Source organism: Streptococcus marmotae (genome assembly GCF_001623565.1).
In the GTDB taxonomy this organism is placed as follows: domain Bacteria; phylum Bacillota; class Bacilli; order Lactobacillales; family Streptococcaceae; genus Streptococcus; species Streptococcus marmotae.
In genome coordinates, this window is record NZ_CP015196.1 from 724,686 (window position 1) to 744,518 (window position 19,833).

At 40.0% G+C, this 19,833-nt stretch carries 13 protein-coding genes and 1 pseudogene; 5 read left to right on the forward strand and 9 right to left on the reverse strand.

Going from position 1 to position 19,833, the window contains the following annotated elements; translation table 11 throughout:
- Positions 1 to 186 precede the first annotated feature (186 nt).
- From A4H00_RS03650 to A4H00_RS03670, 5 genes are all read right to left on the reverse strand, one after another.
- Positions 187 to 1,098, reverse strand: coding sequence for an aldo/keto reductase (locus A4H00_RS03650; RefSeq protein ID WP_067087413.1), 912 nt, complete (start codon positions 1,096 to 1,098; stop codon positions 187 to 189).
- 12 nt (positions 1,099 to 1,110) lie between these two features.
- Entirely contained in the window at positions 1,111 to 2,124 is a 1,014-nt protein-coding gene (locus tag A4H00_RS03655) for a glycosyltransferase family 2 protein (protein WP_067087416.1), read from the reverse strand.
- Positions 2,125 to 2,194: 70 nt separating this feature from the next.
- Positions 2,195 to 4,594: a glycoside hydrolase family 3 C-terminal domain-containing protein gene (locus tag A4H00_RS03660; protein ID WP_067087419.1), complete on the reverse strand. Its 2,400-nt coding sequence runs from the start codon at positions 4,592 to 4,594 to the stop codon at positions 2,195 to 2,197.
- 275 nt (positions 4,595 to 4,869) lie between these two features.
- Complete coding sequence (locus A4H00_RS03665; protein ID WP_067091443.1) at positions 4,870 to 5,352, reverse strand: GtrA family protein; 483 nt, start codon at positions 5,350 to 5,352, stop codon at positions 4,870 to 4,872.
- A 12-nt stretch (positions 5,353 to 5,364) separates the two neighbouring features.
- The gene (locus A4H00_RS03670) at positions 5,365 to 8,268 is read right to left on the reverse strand and encodes a glycoside hydrolase family 3 protein (protein WP_067087422.1); all 2,904 of its coding nucleotides are present in this window, start codon (positions 8,266 to 8,268) and stop codon (positions 5,365 to 5,367) included.
- Positions 8,269 to 8,484: 216 nt separating this feature from the next.
- Between A4H00_RS03670 and A4H00_RS03675 the strand changes: the two genes are divergently transcribed.
- Positions 8,485 to 8,706 carry an AbrB/MazE/SpoVT family DNA-binding domain-containing protein gene (locus A4H00_RS03675; protein WP_067087424.1) on the forward strand — a complete coding sequence of 74 codons (222 nt, stop codon included), beginning with the start codon at positions 8,485 to 8,487 and terminating at the stop codon, positions 8,704 to 8,706.
- Positions 8,706 to 9,119, forward strand: coding sequence for a type II toxin-antitoxin system death-on-curing family toxin (locus A4H00_RS03680; RefSeq protein WP_067091447.1), 414 nt, complete (start codon positions 8,706 to 8,708; stop codon positions 9,117 to 9,119). Before A4H00_RS03675 ends, A4H00_RS03680 begins: the two co-directional genes overlap by 1 nt.
- 152 nt (positions 9,120 to 9,271) lie before the next feature.
- Here A4H00_RS03680 and A4H00_RS03685 read toward each other — a convergent pair whose 3' ends face one another.
- Together A4H00_RS03685 and A4H00_RS12425 are read right to left on the reverse strand one after the other, a co-directional pair.
- Positions 9,272 to 9,751, reverse strand: coding sequence for a GtrA family protein (locus A4H00_RS03685; protein WP_067087427.1), 480 nt, complete (start codon positions 9,749 to 9,751; stop codon positions 9,272 to 9,274).
- A 53-nt stretch (positions 9,752 to 9,804) separates the two neighbouring features.
- Positions 9,805 to 12,701 (reverse strand): annotated as a pseudogene (locus A4H00_RS12425) (glycoside hydrolase family 3 protein).
- A 259-nt stretch (positions 12,702 to 12,960) separates the two neighbouring features.
- Between A4H00_RS12425 and A4H00_RS03695 the strand changes: the two are divergent.
- Genes A4H00_RS03695 through A4H00_RS03705 form a run of 3 tightly spaced genes read left to right on the forward strand, consistent with a single transcriptional unit; the run spans position 12,961 to position 16,220 of the window.
- Complete coding sequence (locus A4H00_RS03695) at positions 12,961 to 14,178, forward strand: Fic family protein (protein WP_067087430.1); 1,218 nt, start codon at positions 12,961 to 12,963, stop codon at positions 14,176 to 14,178.
- Between the two features lie 18 nt (positions 14,179 to 14,196).
- Positions 14,197 to 14,910, forward strand: a complete 714-nt coding sequence (locus tag A4H00_RS03700; RefSeq protein WP_067087433.1) for a LytR/AlgR family response regulator transcription factor — start codon at positions 14,197 to 14,199, stop codon at positions 14,908 to 14,910.
- Positions 14,907 to 16,220 carry an ATP-binding protein gene (locus tag A4H00_RS03705; protein ID WP_237334213.1) on the forward strand — a complete coding sequence of 438 codons (1,314 nt, stop codon included), beginning with the start codon at positions 14,907 to 14,909 and terminating at the stop codon, positions 16,218 to 16,220. Before A4H00_RS03700 ends, A4H00_RS03705 begins: the two co-directional genes overlap by 4 nt.
- A gap of 542 nt (positions 16,221 to 16,762) precedes the next feature.
- Here the strand turns inward: A4H00_RS03705 and A4H00_RS03710 are convergent.
- Together A4H00_RS03710 and A4H00_RS03715 are read right to left on the reverse strand one after the other, a co-directional pair.
- A complete protein-coding gene (locus A4H00_RS03710; protein ID WP_067087435.1) occupies positions 16,763 to 18,118 on the reverse strand; it encodes a metallophosphoesterase in 1,356 nt (451 codons plus the stop codon).
- A 159-nt stretch (positions 18,119 to 18,277) separates the two neighbouring features.
- Positions 18,278 to 19,792 carry a flavocytochrome c gene (locus A4H00_RS03715; protein WP_067087438.1) on the reverse strand — a complete coding sequence of 505 codons (1,515 nt, stop codon included), beginning with the start codon at positions 19,790 to 19,792 and terminating at the stop codon, positions 18,278 to 18,280.
- Positions 19,793 to 19,833: the final 41 nt, after the last annotated feature.

Sequence of the window (19,833 nt, forward strand, 5' to 3'; positions counted from 1 at the left end):
ATGCCCATCTTCCATCTATTCTTGGTTTTATACCTAACTATTCTATCATAAAAGCAGGCAAATCGGGAACAATTCGAGTGAATTTTCTCGAAAATCCTTGCTTGATAGAAAAAGGCTAGGCACCCCCCTACCCAACCTTGTTCACATTTCTGTTCTAGACAGCTTGAGATACTACTAGCTTTTCTGCTATGGCAGACTGTTTCCTGCACTCGTGTAGATGTCGTACCACTCTGGTCGTGTGAGGTGCACTTTTTCAGCTGCGGCAATGTTAGTCAACCGTTCAGGATTCATAGAACCTACAATGGTCTGAATCTTAGCAGGATGGCGCAAAATCCAGGCTACGACAATTGCTTCACGTGAAACATGGTATTGCGCTGCTAAGCGCTCAATCGTCTGATTTAAGTTGGCATAATCTGGATGATCAACGAAAATTCCTCTTTGTAGATCAATCAAAAATGGTGACCAGGCCTGAACTGTCACTCCTTTTAAGCGACAATAGTCTAAGACACCACCATCTCGGACAGTTGCTCCATCTTCTTTCATATTGACATGTAAGCCCATATCAATAAGGGGAGTATGGGCAGGTGAAAATTGCAACTGATTGACCACCAAAGGCTCATCCAAATAAGACTGGAGCAATGCCATTTGGTAGGAATTTTGATTACTGACACCGAAGTGGCGGACTTTTCCAGCTTGTTTCAGCTGAGTAAAGGCTTCTGCAACTTCTTCTGGCTCCATGAGGGCATCTGGGCGATGTAGGACTAGGACATCGAGATAATCAGTTCTCAACCGTTTTAATATCTCATCGACAGAAGTTAGGATATGCTCTTTTGAAAAATCAAAATATCCCTTGCGAATACCGCATTTAGATTGCAGAATGTAGTCCTCACGACGGATGCCCAATTCGTTCACAGCTGCTGCAAACCGAAGCTCTGATTCCCCACCACCATAGATGTCTGCATGATCAAAAAACGTAATGCCCTTTTCTAAAGCCGTTTTAACAACTGCTTGAGCTGCTGAAGCCTCCAAACTGGCCATGCGCATACAGCCTAGTGCGATTCGAGATACCTCTAGCTCTGTTGTCCCCAGTTTTTGCATTGATTTCTCCTATCAATTAAAGCCGTAAATGCTCTTTGCAATCTTGTAAACAGCGTTTGAAATCTTCCGGCCTGGGTAGCCATATAGGTTCGTCAATTGCCCTAACAAACCACTGCGAACGATTTTAAAGAGAGCTGGATTATTGTCTCGAATATAGTTCCACAATTCTTGCTTTTTCATCATATGCTCAGCTGTCCCACCTCGGTTAAGAAGGGCACAAGAGATAATAGTCGTAATCTCTACATGATTCAGCAAATAGCTGCGCAAATCGGGTTGATCAATGGCATCCAAGTCCAAACTGTCCACCAAGATACGATTCACCTTCAGCTGCTGGTCAATCCGCTTGATCATCACCGATTCATTAACAGATTGGTCATGACGCCCGATAAAATAACGGTAAAAATCAACCGGCAGATAATACATGGTCTTGACAGCTTGTAGTGGCGTAAAGACAAAAATATTGTCTACATAAAAGGTATGCTCTGGTAACACCAAGTCTACCTCTCTTAGCAGGTCTGTCCGATAAATCAGCGAATGCATCATCATATAGGTCCCCTTTGAAAAGGCAGCTACATCATCCCAAGTAAAAATGCGCTCAGTCGGTAAGACATTCTGGTAGTGCATACTCTTCTTACGAGATTGTCCTTCCTTTTCATAGACAAAATTCGAGATAAACGCATCCACGTATTGCCCCTGACTTTCCAATTTTGTCAAGGTTTCAAGGATTTTGAGATAGGCCCTCGTATCAACCCAATCATCGCTATCCACTACCTTAAAATAGCGACCTGTAGCCTCCCGCATACCAGTATTTACTGCCCCACCATGGCCCTTATTTTCTTGATAAATCGCCCGAACATTGGCATACTTGGCTGCAAGTTGTTCCGCAATTTCTTGTGTACGATCGCTTGAACCGTCATTGATAATTAAAATTTCGACTAAATCACCTCCAACAACGAGTGATTCAACACAGTAATGTAGATATTCTTGCGCATTGTAACTCGGAATGGCAACACTTAATAAAGTCATCTCCTACTCCCTATCAACGAATGATCTGCCAGCTTGAGCTGGCAGATTTTTTATTTATTTTACCATAATTTTATGAAAGTTGCTTTTGGTAACTGTTCTTGGCACGAAAGGCTTTCCATAATTGGCCAACACCTTTTATAAAGTGACCATTCACGATGATTAAAATAGCTGCAACCATTTGTTGATCTATCATACCTCCTGTCATTTTGGCAAGGGCTCTAAATGGCATATTATAAAGGAATAGTAAGTTCAGGTCTGGTTTTCCTTTCTTTTCAGCTTTTTTCAATAAATGGTGTAGCAATTTATAAACCAAGCGAGCCAATCCACTCTTGGCATACTGCAACTTCAATAAGGGATCATTGAGACGGAGTTCCTGACCAATTGTCCAAGATTCAACAGGTACTGGTCGGCCTAGCAAACGAGCAAACTCTTCATCTGTCACCTGATCAACTTGACCAGATTGATAGTGTTCTAGTCCTGCCATATCCGGTAATTGATCAGTTGTAGCTGCTTGCGTTACTTCTGCTACCAAACGAATATCTGACACACTTGCACCGATGTAAAGCTGATAGGCTCCTCCTTCAACTTCAAAGGAATTGATCAAGGTATTGAAGTAACGGAAGGTCTTATCATCAAAGGAAATCGTTATTTCTTTTGATTGACCTGCTTCCAAATACACCTTTGCAAAACCTTTTAATTCTTTTTTAGGTCGGAAAATAGCGCCGTCTTCTTTCCCCACATACAATTGCACGACTTCAGCACCAGCACAAGTACCCGTATTGGTGATCGTCACAGAAATTCCTGTCTCGTGAACGAGGAGATTGCTGTAAGCAAAGCTCGTATACGATAGACCGTAGCCAAATGGATAGTGAACAGCTTTCTTACTGGTATCGAAATACCGGTAGCCAACGTATAGACCCTCGCGATAGAGTGCATAATCACCTTCGGCAGGAAAATCTTTCGAAGAAGGGACATCTGCCAGATTCACTGGATAGGTTTCACTTAATTTTCCGCTTGGGTTGACGATACCAGTCAGCGCATCCAGCATGGCTCTTGCCCCTGCTTCACCTGCCAAATAACCATGAATCACTGCTTTTACATGCTGAGTCCAACTCATATCAACGACAGAACCTGCTGATAGGACTACGACAATATTCTCATGAACTGCTGCTAATTTCCCAAGTAAATAAAGCTGATTTTGCGGCAAATTCAAATGACTGCGATCTAATCCCTCACTCTCACTAATTTCATCCAAGCCCATGTAATATAAGACAGTATCCGCTTGCTTCGCTAAGGAAATAGCCTCTGTCACCAAGGTTTCATCTGGTTGGTCAATTCGCTGGTAACCCTGTGCATAGCCAACAACTGTTAAGGAATAATCCGCAATGCTATCCACCGTATTTTCTACCTGTCTAGCGTTAATAAGGGAAGAACCTGCCCCTTGATAACGTGGATTTTGAGCAAATTCTCCAATTATAGCAACTGTTTTTTCTGCTTGAAGTGGGAGGATTTGTTCGTCATTTTTTAGTAAGACAACACTTTCTGCAGCTGCTCGTTGCGCTAGACGGTGCTGTTCCTCAGGATGAATGCTACGCTTTTCTTGTGCCGCTAATTCTAAGACAACCTGCAACAGCTCATCCACGCGCTCATCGAGCACACGTTCAGACAGACGCCCAGATTGGACTGCAGCAATCAATTCCTTTTGACCAACCGTTGTCGTGCCTGGCATTTCCAGATGACTGCCATTTTCAACTCCAAGAACATGGTCATTTGAGCCACCCCAGTCTGAAACGACAAAGCCTGTAAAGCCCCATTCATCCCGTAAAATATCTCGTAACAATCGTTTATCTTCATTAGCATAAATCCCATTGATCTGATTATAAGCAGACATAATCGCCTTCGGATTTCCTTCACGAACAGCGATTTCAAATCCTGTCAGATAGATTTCACGTAGTGTGCGCTCATCTACAACGGAATCAGAAGCCATACGACGAAGCTCTTGACTATTTACCGCAAAATGTTTTGGCGTAGCTGCTACACCTTGAGATTGCAGACCACGGATCATAGCTGCTGCCATTTTTCCTGCCTGATATGGATCTTCTGAATAATATTCAAAATTACGTCCACACAAGGGATTCCGCTTGATATTGAGTCCAGGCCCCAAGACCACATGAACACCCAAACTACTTGCTTCTGCCCCTAAGGCCGCCCCAACTTTTTCCACCAAATTTGGATCCCAACTATTTGCAAGAGTCGCTGCTGTTGGGAAGCAAGTCGCTGGAACGGAAGCATTCAAGCCTAGATGATCCCCACTTCCTTCTTGCTTACGAATACCGTGTGGCCCGTCTGATAAAAAAACGGACGGAATTCCTTTTTCTGGAAAATCCTTGGTTTCCCAAACAGACTTACCAGACATCAGAGCTGCTTTTTCTGCTAAGGTTAATTGCTCAATAATCTCACGATGTTTCATACTTTTCCTCACTTATACTCTATAAAAAATCAAAATCTGACTAGGCAACGAAACTCTAGATAGAACTAGAGTTCAGCAAGGTGAGTTAACGATGTCAGATGTCGATGTTTGACGAGTAGTATTTCTATTCTACTAAACCTATCATAGCAAAGAAGAACAAGAATTAAAACGCTTTCTTCATAAATTGACAAGTTTCCGACATAATCTGTTTTCAACAATTGAAGGGTATACAAAATTCCCCCAACAACTCATCATTAGGGGAATAGTATTTTCCATTATTTCATAATGACAAATTTCATCATTGGATAGTTAACGGCAACTTGGACAAGGATATTAACCCAGTTGGCAGCTGTTTGAGCCCATCCTAGGCTCAAGCCCCATGATGTGAATAGCTGAGTGGAATAGGGTGGTAAGACAATGGATAAGATACCTGCCACAACCACCGTCAAGATATACCAATGGAGGGTTTTTGATATATCATTTTCCGCTCCAAAAACCAATTTCCGCTGAACGATATAGTTCACAATCTGCGCAACAACATAAGCTAACAGGAAGGATAGAAATCCATTTAAACCACCATGATCTGCTGCTGTATAATGGAAAATCAGCCAATGAAAATCTTGCCCTGAAAAAGCGGTAAATAGAAAGTTTGTTGACAACCACAGAACTGCGAAATTCGTAATCGTTGCAATATTGGACAAGACGTTAAACTTAATAAATTCCCACAAATCAGGATGTTTGGCAATCCACTCTTTCATCAAATGGATCATCTATTCCACCCAATCTTTCTTTTTAGACTTGATTTTACCAGAAATAGCGTACATAGATAGAGACCATATTCCCACAATTACCAGTTCTGCAACACATACCACTAACATCCATGTTCTTGTCTTTGGCACATACACTTCCATTGCTTTTGAGTTAGCAATCGTATATAGAATGTTTTTACTTGCCGCACGCAAAGCTTGCTTAGTAGTATTAGTATCCTGAATGGAGTTTAAGAATGGTAATGGATTAAGAATAAGATCATTACCTGCACGGATTGCCTGGTCTACATTCATATATTTTTTACCAAATGATCCGTCTGTTATAACAGTCCCTTTAAATCCCCATTCTCCACGTAATACCGTTGTTAAAAGGGGATAGGAAGCACCTGTCCATATAGTTCCAATACGATTAAACGATGACATTAGACCTGTTGCTTTCCCTTCCTTGACTGGAATTTCAAAGGCCTTGAGATAGACTTCACGAATCGCTTGCTCATTTGACCAAGTTGCAACACCTTCACGATTGCTCTCTTGATCGTTGAGAGCAAAGTGTTTCATATATGTATAGACCCCTTGTTTAGTAGCATTTTGCACAAAAGCTGATGCCATTTTCCCTGATACAACAGGGTCTTCTGAATAATACTCAAAATTTCGACCAGAAAATGGTGTTCGGTGAATATTAACAGCTGGTGCATAAAGACCCACTACTCCTAATGCTAAAGCTTCTGAACTTATAGCATCACCTATTTTACCAGCTAACTCAGTATTCCAAGTTGAGGCAATTACCACTTCAGAGTTAAGCTGAGTTCCAAAAATAGGCTTGAAGATACCATTGACTCCGGCAGGACCATCTAATTCAACTGTTGCAGGTTTATCAATTGAATTAATTTCAACTGTTCCATATCCTCCTGCTCCTACTAAACGCTTCATATCAGCAACCGATAATTGCTGGAGTATCTGTTCCCATTTAGGATCATCATATTCTAATCCAACCATATCAACTAACCGCAAACCATTGTTCCTAACAATAATATCTTCATCAGAATCTCTATTTTCAATTACTAGCTGATTCAGATCCAAAGCCTTAGAGATTTCATCTGTTGCTTCCTTATCTTTCGTCCGTTCCGTTGGAAGTGTTCCTGTCCAATCGTTACGAGTCACATAGTTTACATCACCTACTGCATATTCAAAGGCATTTGTTACCTCAGCCTTATCAGATGTCCGTTGTTTACGTACTTCTTTTTGAGCAACGGTGTAAGTCTTCGAATCGAGCACATCATGAGCATTGTTCATCAATTTAATCTCATAATTTCCAGCATCTAAGACATAGGCTTTTTCGTTTTTCTCATCATAGGATGCAAGGTCATCACGGTCAAAGCGGATGGCTAATTCTTCGCTCTTACCAGGCTCAAGCACTTCTGTCTTACCAAAACCAGCAAGAACAACATGTGATTTCTCAATGCCACCAGCTGTATATGGTGCTGTATAGTAGACTTGCGCTACATCTTTACCAGCAACCTCACCAGTGTTTGTGACCTTCACTTTCACTTCAATCTCATCACCATCTTCTTTCATGCTGGTAATTTCTTGTTTAAAGTTGGTATAAGATAGACCATATCCGAATGGGTATTGAACCGCTTTTTGATACGCTGCTTCATCCACTTTGCCTGTCGCATTATCTACAAAACGTGTTTCGTAGTAACGATAGCCGACATAGATTCCTTCTGCATAATTAAGGAAATGTGCTGGATATTCAGTAACTTCTTCCCCGTCTTTTTTAACTGTTTCAGTTATATTTGTATATGTAAAATTCCCTTGATTATAATAGGCAGGCGATTCCGTTACATCATATGCATAGGTATCAACTAAGCGTCCTGATGGATTAACTTGACCAGTTACAATTTGTCCTACTCCGTATGCCCCTGTTGAACCTGGGTTACCAATCCAAAGGGCTGCATCCACACCTTCATCTTCTAGGAAGCCAAGCTCCATCGCATTAGAAGAATTGACTAATACAATAACTTTATTAAACTTTTCTTTAACTACGTTTAGTAATTTGCGTTCTACGTCTTGTAACTCCAAGTAGTGTTTATCGGCATCACCATTATAACTCGCCATATCCATTGGCAAGTCTCCGCCTTCCCCTCCCTGGCGGGAAAATGTCACAATAGCAGTATCTGAGAAAGATTGTGCATCTTTTATAATATCTGATGGATAGCTATCTACATCCAGCTCGTTTATAGAAAAATCTCCCCCTGTCAAATTATGAATATCAGCTTTCTTTTTTTCAGGAAGATTTTTCTTATAATATTCCACCAGTTGAGTATTCACTTCCAAGCCAGCTTTCTCTAGTCCTTCTTGAAGAGTGATATTTGTAGCTTCATTAGCAGCACCAGAACCTGTCCCACCATAAGTCAATCTAACTGAAGAAATTCCAAAAAGATTCACTTTACTTCCATTCTTTAATGGTAAAGTACTTTTTTTATTTTCTAATAAGACAGAACCTTCTGATTGCACTTCTGTAACTAAATTTTTTGTCTTTGCGACTGAACTATCTACCTGTTTCTGATTAGCATATGACGGAGAAAAATATAAATTCACTGTTGTTGCAACGATGTTAAGAACAAAATTAAGGCCTAATATCATGAGAGAGAAAAGTGTTAAGAAAAATAAGCCAACTTTCCTCCAATGTGATTTGAGAGATTTATTTTTGCGAAACCGCAAAATAGAAAAAGCAAACATTCCCAAAATAATCACTAAAACTACCCCAAAAAGAATACTTGTAAAAGTTGTACTATTCATCTTGACATAATTTTCTGGGTAATTAACTTCCTTTGCTTGAACATCTTTACTAAATAAGCTAGCAGTCACTAGCACTCCCATAAAACAATTTTTCCAAGTCTTCATAAGACCCTCCTAAATAATTCAACGGCTTGAAAGCCCTTTCTTTTTATAGTTCTACTTTACCAAACGGGACAATTTATGAAAACCCTTTCTTCATAAATTGTCAAGTTCCCGACATAATCTGTCGCCATTCTAACAATCTATTTCATTTACAACAAAAATTTGCTATTTTTGTATATACCTGTTATTATGTATATACGAAAGATAAGAGGTGCCGATATGAATGTAAAACTCAGAAAGACTGGAAACAGTGCTGTTATTACCATACCTTTAGAAATTCAAAGAACTCTTGGAGCTAGTATCGGAGAAGAGATTGAGTTTGTCACAGACGGCCACACCGTTAAGATAAAAAAAGCCGAACCGACCTTTCATTTTGATATAGAACTTCAAAAAGCACTGACTCAATATGACGAATTGATGAAAGAATTGGTAGATAAATGATGCGATATCTATCTGTAGAAGATATTATTAAAATCAACGTCGCTATTATTCAAAAATATTCTCCAAAAGAACCTGTAGGCATTACAGATGCGAATAGTCTAAATATGATTGTAGAACAACCCAAACAAGAAATTTTTGGAAAAACACTCTATCCTACTATCGAAAGTAAGGCTGCTATTCTTTGGATCAATCTAATCAAAAAACATCCTTTCAAAAATGCAAATAAGCGGACTGCTTTCATTGCCATGCAAATGTTTTTTCAACTAAATGGCTATCGCACAGCTATTCCAATAGAAGATGGTTTACATCTAACCCTCGAAATTGCCACCTTTCAAGGGAATTTTGAAACATTAAAAGAGAAGATTACGAACTTTCTAAGCGATAAAGAAACCGTTCAAAAAAGCAAATCTTAAAAACACAAAACTAGACTGGGTAAAAATTTTTCAAATAGTAAAAACACATAAAATCAGGTTGTTAGAAAACCCGATTTTATGTGTTTTTTATGAGACTTTATTATTGTTCTGACCTAAAATTTAGTTTATGCCTTGTTTCATTACTTTTTCCATTATTTCATAATGACAAATTTCATCATCGGATAGTTAACGGCAACTTGGACAAAGATATTAACCCAGTTGGCAGCCGTTTGAGCCCAGCCTAGGCTCAAGCCCCATGATGTGAATAGCTGAGTGGAATAGGGTGGTAAGACAATGGATAAGATACCTGCCACAACCACCGTCAAGATATACCAATGGAGGGTTTTTGATATATCATTTTCCGCTCCAAAGACCAGTTTTCGCTGAACAATATAGTTCACAATCTGCGCAACGACATAAGCTAATAAGAAAGATAGAAAACCGTTTAAGCCACCATTGTCAACGGAATAATGGAATATCATCCAATGAAAATCTTGCCCTGAAAAAGCGGTAAATAGAAAGTTTGTTGACAACCACAGAACTGCGAAGTTCGTAATCGTCGCAATATTGGACAAGACGTTAAACTTAATAAATTCCCACAAATCAGGATGCTTGGCAATCCACTCTTTCATATTTCTCCTTCTAAAAGAGAGGAGGACGAACTGTCCTCACACCTCTTCATTCATTATGCTACTTCTTTTTTCTTTGCAGTTAGTTTCACAAGACCAAGCCCTACTAGCGCAACCAGAACAATGTTTGCCGCTACAAGGACAACCAACCACCATTTTGTTTTTGGTTTGTAAATATCAAGTGCTGCTGAATGTGCAATGGTATACAAGATATTTTTACTTGCTTGACGAAGGGCTGCAACTCCTTCTTTGGTACCAGTAGAGAGCGTTGTTGGATCATCTCCTACAGGAGTGAGCATCAAGTCACCACCGTTGCGAATCGCTTGGTCAGGACTCATGTAGCTTTGACCGTCATAGTCTGTAATCACCATACCATGGAAGCCCCACTCGCCACGTAAAACCGTATTCAATAGGTCACTGTTTCCACCAGCCCAAAGAGTACCAATGCGGTTGAAGGAAGACATGATTGCTGTTGCGCCACCTTCCTTGACTGGAAGTTCAAAGGCTTTGAGGTAGACTTCACGAATCGCTTGCTCGTTTGACCAAGTTGCAACACCTTCACGATTGTCTTCTTGATCGTTGAGAGCAAAGTGTTTGGTAAAGGTATAGACACCATTGTCAAGGGCTTTTTTCACTAGGGCAGAAGCCATTTGACCGGATACGACAGGATCTTCTGAATAGTATTCAAAGTTTCGACCGGAGAATGGAGAACGGTGAATATTCACTGCAGGAGCGTACAAACCGACAATTCCATGAGCCAAGGCTTCTTTTGCAAAAGCATCACCCATTTCTTCAGCAAGCGCTGTATTCCAAGTAGAGGCAACAACCACTTCTGAATTGTATTGGATTCCCTTGATGCCTTGGAAGATACCGTTGATTCCCGCAGGTCCGTCAAGATCCACTACTGCTGGCTTATCAACTGATTTAACCGCAATCGTTGCATAACCACCATGCCCAATCAAGGCAGCCATCTCAGCTACTGTCATTTGAGCAACCAATTTTTCCCAACGTTCATCATCATAATCTGCGCCAACAAGATCTGCCAAACGAAGACCATTCTTTTCAGCTTCTACCTTGTCAACTGGCGTTTCAGCATCTGCATCAATTCGGAAGTTTTCACGATCGACTTCTTTTGCAACCGCATCCGTTGCCTCCTTATCAGATGTCCGTTTAGTTGGAAGTGTTCCTGCCCAATCGTTACGAGTCACATAGTTTACATCACCTACTGCATATTCAAAGGCATTTGTTACCTCAGCCTTATCAGATGTCCGTTGTTTGCGTACTTCTTTTTGAGCAACGGTATAAGTCTTCGAATCGAGCACATCATGAGCATTGTTCATCAATTTAATCTCATAATTTCCAGCATCTAAGACATAGGCTTTTTCGTTTTTCTCATCATAGGATGCAAGGTCATCACGGTCAAAGCGGATGGCTAATTCTTCGCTCTTACCAGGCTCAAGCACTTCTGTCTTACCAAAACCAGCAAGAACAACATGTGATTTCTCAATGCCACCAGCTGTATATGGTGCTGTATAGTAGACTTGCGCTACATCTTTACCAGCAACCTCACCAGTGTTTGTGACCTTCACTTTCACTTCAATCTCATCACCATCTTCTTTCATGCTGGTGATTTCTTGTTTAAAGTTGGTATAAGATAGACCATATCCGAATGGGTATTGAACCGCTTTTTGATACGCTACTTCATCCACTTTGCCTGTCGCATTATCTACAAAACGTGTTTCGTAGTAACGATAGCCGACATAGATTCCTTCTTGGTAATTGACAAATTTGTAGTTAAAGGTTGTGGTTCTTTTGCACCCCACGGAGTTTTTTCATAGGTAATATTTGTGTAAGAGAAGTCTCCTGTATTCCAGTATGTTGGAGCAGAAGCCATATCATAGGCATAGGTATCTACCAAACGACCTGACGGATTGACCTCACCCGCTAAGATGCGTGCTACACCATCAAGACCTGTTGAACCTGGTCCACCAATCCAAAGGGCTGCATCGACACCTTCATCTTCTAGGAAGCCAAGCTCCATCGCATTAGATGAATTCACTAGGACGACGACTTTATCAAAGTTTTTCTTAACGGTTTCAAGCATGTCTTTTTCAACATCTTGAAGCTCAAGATAATGTTTATCTGCTTGCCCTTGCTCATAATCTTTCATAGATTGAGGAAGGTCTGCCCCCTCACCACCATTACGAGAAATGACAACAAGCGCTGTATCAGAGAATTCTTTCGCATTCTTCATCAACTCTTCCGAATACTTGTCTTGACTTGGCTCATAGATATTGTAATCTCCACCGTTTAATGAGAAGATATTGGTTCCCTCTTTTTTCGGTAAGTTTTCTTTATAAAAATCGGTCAATTCAGTATTGACTTTAAAACCTGCATTTTCAAGACCCTGTTGCAAGTTGATATTTTTTGATTCATCGGCTGAACCCGAACCTGAACCACCGTAGGTCACTGCAACTGAAGAAATCCCAAATACATTGACTTTTGATGATTTTTCAAGTGGCAAGGTCTTCTGCTTGTTCTTCAAAAGAACCGTACCTTCTTCTTGAATCTTTGTCACCAATTGTTTGGAAACTGCTTCTGCATCCTTGATTTTACCTTCATCGGCATAAGAGGGTGCAAAATAGGTGTCAATCACGTTTACAAACATGTTCACCGCATAGTTAGCGCCTACAATCACAATACTGAGTAGTGACAGCAATCCCATTGCAACCTTGCTCTTAACTGTTTTCAACGGCTTGTTCTGCACAATACGGTAAATCGCATATGCCAGTAGGGCAACTACTGCAACTGAAGCGACAATCAAGGTCGTCTTTACTATCCCCGCTGCATCCCATGACTGATAGGATTTAGCATAATCTTCAGCTGCTACTGGAACGCTAAGAAGTGCGCCAGCAACAACCAAAGCTAGTCCTTTGTTTTTCCAAGTCTTCATAAGACCCTCCTAAATAATTCAATGGCTTGAAAGCCTTTTCTTTTTATAGTCCTACTTTACCAAACCAAACAATTTATGAAAACCTTTTCTTCATAATCTGTCATTTAGACTGCATAATTTGTCTGTTTCTGCTGATTTGTCTCTTTTCTTTATTTTCTACTTATCCTATTCTCTCTATTTTGCCATTTTTATTGAATAAAGATAAAAAAAGTGTTACTATTTGTAATATATCGCCTTATTTTACAAATAGGAGTCTGAAATGTCTTATAAAGAATTAAAAATCATCAAATATCAACATTACGATACACTGGAAGAAGAATATCAACGAAGATTGACTAGTTTTGGTGTCATTAAAACAGAAATGTATCCCTATCTAATGCAAAGAGATCGTTTTAAAACCCATCAATATCCCTTATTTGTCGTTCCTTTGTTAGAACTACAATTAGTATCACAAAAAATACAGGAAAATTCGACAAGAATTAAAGAAATTGCAAACTTACTTCCCCCAGTCGCTCATACCCAATTTTATACAGAGCAACTCTACAAGGCTGTGATTAACACCAACGAAATAGAAGGCATTAAAACCACACGAAAAGATGTTTCAGAAGCCTATCGAGCCTTACAAGAATCTTCTTCGAAAGATATCCGTCTCTTGTCCACTGTACGCATGTATCACGATATTGCAGATAATCAATTACTCACAATCGACCAACTCTCAGTGATTCGAGATATTTATGATAAGCTCACTGATGAAGAAAACCAACTAGATGGTGAGCTGTTCCGTGACAATATCGTCAGCATTGTTGATCAGCACAGCGGGAAAGTAGAACATATCGCTCCATCAACTGAAAAGCAAATCTATTTGATGCTGACAAGCTGGATTCAATTCATCAACGATGACACAATTCCCTTCTTAATCAAGGCAACGCTAGGACATTTCTTTTTTGAAAACATTCATCCGTTTTACGATGGAAACGGGCGGACAGGTCGCTACATTTTATCTCGTTATCTAGCTAGAAAACTTGACATTTTTTCAGGTCTCGTTATTTCACAAAAAATCAATGAGAATAAAAAAAGATACTACAAAGCTTTCTCAACTACAGGAGATAGTGATAATCGTGCAGAGGGCACCTTCTTTGTTCAAACCATGCTAGAATTAATTGAGGAGGGACAAAAAGATATTCTTAACATACTAAAAGAGAAAAAGGTCATTCTTGATCATTTCTGGCAGCGGATGGAATCCAATAATGACCTGACAGAAATCCAAAGACACATCCTATTTCTCCTGCTGCAATCTACTACCTTTGTCAACCATCCCAAAGAAGGCTTGACAGACCGTGCTATCATTGATATTCTAGCTTCCGAGTTCCCTAGAAAAACCATCAAAGATAGCATTGCAGTATTACGAGAAAAAGGAATGATTGCCCAAATTGCCCGAAAACCAAGCAGACATCAATTACTCAACACTGACGAATAATAGATAGAAAGGACTCGTATGAACATCGCAATTGTAGAAGACCAAAAAGTCGAGCAAGAACGACTCAGTAAGTATATTCACAACTACTGCCAAAAGATCAAACGCCCTGTAGACATCACCTGTTTTAACGACGGTATTGATATCACCAGTGACTACCAGCATCGCTTCGATATTATCTATTTGGATGTGGAAATGGAAATCATGGACGGTATGACGACTGCTAAAAAGATTCGTGCGGTAGACAAAGATGTCTTGATTGTCTTTGTAACCAACCATTCTCAGGTAGCCATTCAGGGATATTCTGTTGAAGCAATCGACTTTCTCCTCAAACCACTTAGCAACTTCGTTTTTGAAGAACATTTCAAAAAAATGCTTCGAAAGCTTCCTAGCCCCGAAGAGGAGCAGCACTATCTCTATGTAAAAAATAAGGCTTCCACTTTTAAAATTCCTCAAAAGGACATCTATTATCTGGAAAGTGACGGCCACCAACTCCATATCCATAGCAAGCAAGAAACCATTACCATCAGCAATACCTTAAAAAACATGGAACAATTGCTCGATAAAAAGAGTTTCTTTCGTTCTAATTCAGGCTATATTGTTAATCTCGCTTATGTAGAAAAAATCGAAGGTAATCTAGCCTATATCAAGGGAGAACCCTTGCAAATCAGTCGACCTCGTAAGAAAGATTTCATGACTGCTCTGACCAATTACATCGGAGACACCTTGCTATGATGACACACTTTCCAGATATTCCACGAGTCTATACCGCACTATCTGAAGCAGTCGCCTGTTGCTTGGTCTGTCTTCCCCTGATTATCAACATGGAATGGTTGCGAAAAATGAGAACCTTGCTCCTCATCTTTCCTGCTCAAATTCTACTGCAACTCCTAGCTGGTCAATTCCCTATCCTCTTGTGGACAATCGGCATGGGTATCAATATCTCTTGGATGTTTGCATCGATTTACCTACTAGGTGTCAAACAGTCAAAGACTGCTCTTTATTTAACTGCAAAGGCCTTTATCGCTGCAGAATTAGTCGCCTCTCTTGCCTGGCATCTTTACTGTCTCACGATTTATTCACAACCTGTGGATAACTTGTGGACACAGGCTTTATTCATGGGAATTATTTCTAGCATCGCTTTTCTTCTCTTCTATCAGCAAAATCGAAAAATAAACCTAGAAGAGCTGCAAAATAGTATCGAAAAACGAGAGGTTTGGGTTGCTGTTTTTACTTCATTAACTATTTTTATTTTAAGCAATATTGGGTTTATCCTCTCTGGGACACCCCAATTTCAAGATTCAACAAGTATCTTTATCCTCAGAACGACGGTCAATTTCTCTGGTATTCTACTCCTTCTCACACAAGAGTCCCAGCAATACGATCGCTATCTACGTGAAGAATTGGTTGCCATCCACAACATGTTCCAACTGCAGTATAAACAATACCAAGCCTACCGAGAAAATAATGATCTCATCAGCAGAAAAGCCCATGATCTCAAGCATCAGCTCTACATTATCCAGCAGGAAGCAGATAAGCAAAAGCAACAACAATACCTCAAGGAAATGACAGTAGCCATTCAGAATTTTGAAGCTAAGATTGAAACAGGAAATCCCGTCCTTGATACCATTTTGACACAAAAAAATCAATACTGCCTCCAAAACAGTATCAATTTTACTTGTATCGTGCAGGGTCAGCTTCTCCATTTCATGGACATTATGGACATCTCTGCTCTTTTTGGAAATGCGATTGACAATGCCATTGAAGCTGTGGAAAAAATCAGCCAAGCCGAGCAACGCCTGATGACCTTAAAAGTCTCTCAACACAGCCAATTTATCGTCATTCGACTCGATAATTATGACACTTCTAATCTTGACTTATCCACAGGACAATTTCCCAGCACTTCAAAAGAAGATAAAAATCTCCATGGTATCGGCCTGAAAAGTATGGACTTTATTGTCCAAAAATATGGCGGCAATCTAACGCTCAGCAAGGAGGACAACTGGGTTCAACTAAAAATCTTACTTCCTGTGGAAAACAGTTAATACTCTATCCATATCAAAATGAGCGTTTTTCAATACTTTATTGGGTAGTGCGGGCGCAAGCAACCTCCTTCGGGGTTTCATTGCTAAAGTATCCTATATTTAAATACCTTCGACTTACTGTACTTCCAAGCTGACATCATCACTCTCCTAACGTTGTCAATGCAACCAATTTCTATTTTTTAAGGGTCTAAATTGGTGGATAAGTTGGTTATTTTTGAATGTCAATGAGTATACTACTCTATAAAATCTGATTAAGATTCGAAATTAGAGATAGAAAGAATCTCCAAATGATTCAGCAAGGTGTGGCATACTCTATAAAAATCAACATCTGACTAGGTTCCACAATTGAGAATTGTGGAAGATGATAGATAAAACTAGCGTAGCTTGTGTCCTAAAAACTGCAGGGGTAACGTAGATTAGCTGAGGATTATTTCATAATCCTTATTTCCAACCTTCAACAGTCCGCTGGACTGTTGAAGGCAGGTGACTTAACGACAGAAGAAACTGATTGTTGCCGTGCTTACTATGCCATTCAAAAAGCCCTAATCGGGCTTTTTCTGCTTCCATTCGATTTCTACATAATCAACAGCGCCCTCTTTCATTTCATCTATCATCATCCCTATATAATCTACCAATCTACTTTGAGGCTCTTGTTTCAGGAGGGCTACATAAGCCGGGTGTTGATAGATTTTTTCTTTAAACCATTCCTCCGTCAAACGTTCACCTGAAAAAAAGGCAAGATTGAGCGAAGCCATTATGTCTGACAGTTGATCTGCCAATTGCCGGTCATAAGCTGCATCATCATGTAAGGCAGTATGAAGCATCATATCACTCGACCGATGAAAGACATCCATTAAATATTTTTGATGATCCGCTAAATCGAGATTCGCATTGTTTTTCCACAAGTCAACATCAAGTCTGGTTTGTTGATAAATGAGGCGATTCTCTTTTAAAGATAAACGACCAATGGTCATAGGATACATGGAAAAAGCGCCATTTACAACCTCAGTAAGCTGCGATTGCTTTCCTGTTGATTGAGTGATGTGCTGGGTATGAATATGACCAGAAAAGGTTAGGGTAATACCATACTGATCATACAATTCTCGCAAATCAACCGCATTATCAAGTGTAAATCCACTCGTCGGCGCAATGTGCTGGTCCAAGACATTATGATGCATAATCGGAATCACCTGAACTCCCGCTTCCCTAGCTTCCTGCAATTGGGAAGTTATCCACATCAACGTTTCTTTTTTCAATCGCCCATTCGTCGCAGGAGCACCCCTTCCTAGGCCGTCGACATAGATATTACTATCAATCATCAATAACCAAAGATTTGTAAAGGGCTTTGCCATATAACTAAGAGAAGATTTATCCCGTTGACTGGCTTGGGCGTAACCAAAATCTGTAAAGATTTTTTCAAAGTCCTTCTTCGTGACTTGGGCTGTCTTAACCTGATTCTCACCCTTAAATTCACGCGCCCACCCACTGGCAATATCATGATTTCCTGGAATAACCAACACTTCTGTACCAGCAGCTTCCATTACGTTGAACTGTTCTGCCAAGTCTTCCATGCTCTTTTTTTCACCATTTAGGCTCAAATCCCCACTAACAAGGAGTAACTTAGGCTTCTCTTTCTTCACTTGAGCCACCAAGGCATCCATTCTTTCCTTACTATAGCGGACATCTTTTCCTGCTGCTGTATTTTGAATAATGGAAAAAGCCTTACCATTATCGTGCAGACTTGGAGATAGGTAATGCATATCGGTTACAATCCAAATTTGCTCAGAGTCAGTCCACTCTTTTGCTAAATAAGAAGCTCGTTGCGCTTGTTTGGGCATCAAAAAATAGCCAATTAATACCCCTAAACACACTAGATAAAACCAATAGCGCTTCTTCATACAACCTCCTCCATTCTCTTTCTTATTATACCATCTTCTGCTATTTTTTGAAGAAGCCTAGCATGATTCAACAGATGAATTAGACTTTATAGGAAAGAGAATGTTAACTCTATAAAAATAGAAGGCTGAGAACGAGCCTCAACCTCCTTGATTATTGGATTATTTTTTCACAAATTTCGCAGATTGTTCACCAGCTTGGCGACCAAATACAATAATATCTGCGACGGCATTCCCACCAATACGGTTTTTACCGTGAACACCACCTGTCACTTCTCCAGCTGCGTAAAGACCTGGAATTGCTTGACCTTCTTTGTTCAATACTTCTGTATTGGTATTAATTTTAAGACCACCCATTGTGTGGTGAATACCTGGTGCAATCTTGATTGCATAGTAAGGAGCTTTATCTAAAGCATGATCCATACCGCTTGACCGACCAAATGCTGCATCACTTTTATCTGCAACAGCCTTATTCCATGTATCCAAGGTTGTTTGTAAGGCATCTGCTGGAACATCAATTGCTTTTGCAAGATCTGCAAGTGTTTCACCTGATTTCACAAGACCTTTTTTCTCATATTGAGCAATTGCTTTTACGCGGTCTTTCAAGGCTGAATCAAACACCACGTAAGCATAGTTTGGCTCTAAACCATTGATTGCTGCAGAAACTTTATCACGAGTTTCCAATTCATTGAAGAAACGCTCTCCTTTTGTATTCACCAAAATAGCACCTTCTCCACGGATAGCTTCTGTAATCAAGTAAGCTTTTTCTTGCTCAACAGTTGGGTGGATTTGAATCTGTTCCATATCAACCGTTGCAGCACCTTTTGCTTCTGCAAGAGCAATCCCATCACCTGTTGAACCTGCTTGGTTTGTTGTGACATAACCTTTTAATTTGGGATTTAATTGAGCAACTTTTTCTAAATCAGCACCGAAACCACCTGTTGCAATCACGACGGCTTTAGCTGCAACTTTTTTTGTTTTACCATCAATTTTTACTTCAACACCTGAAATCTTACCGTCTTTTTCTTCAAGATTTGTCACATCAGCATTGACGAACATTGGAATCTTGCGCTCTGTCAAGTTGTGATAAAGACCAGTTACAAGGTAACCACCAACTGCTGAACCATCCGCTGGACGGTGAGTTCGTTTTTCACTCATACCACCTGTTGTTGTGATGTTGCTGAGGGTAATTCCCATACCATCCAACCAGTCGATTGCAGATGCTGAGTTATCTACTAAATAGCGAAGCAATTCTGGGTCGTTTGTTCCGCCACCACCTTTAAGGGTTTCTTCATAGAATTTATCGTTTGAATCGTTAATTCCCTCTTTATCTTGGAATTTCGTTTGAGAAGCATTCATACCTGCGGATGATTTTGCGGTATTTCCACCTACTTCTCCCATCTTTTCAAGAACAGCTACGCTTGCTCCTGCATCGTGAGCAGAAACTGCTGCAGCCATACCTGCACCACCTGAACCGATGACAACTACATCATAGTTGTCTTTTAATTCTGACGGATCTGTATAGACCTTCTCTGATGCTCCTGAAACAGCTTCTTCTTTAGAAGATGAAGCAGGAGTTGACGATTCTGCTGTATTGGTTGATTTACTTCCACAAGCAATCAAGAAAACAGCAGCGAACAAACTTAGTAAGGCACCTAGCCAAACTTTCTTCTTCATATTAAATCTTCTCCTTTTTTAAAGTTACCGTATTATTGTAC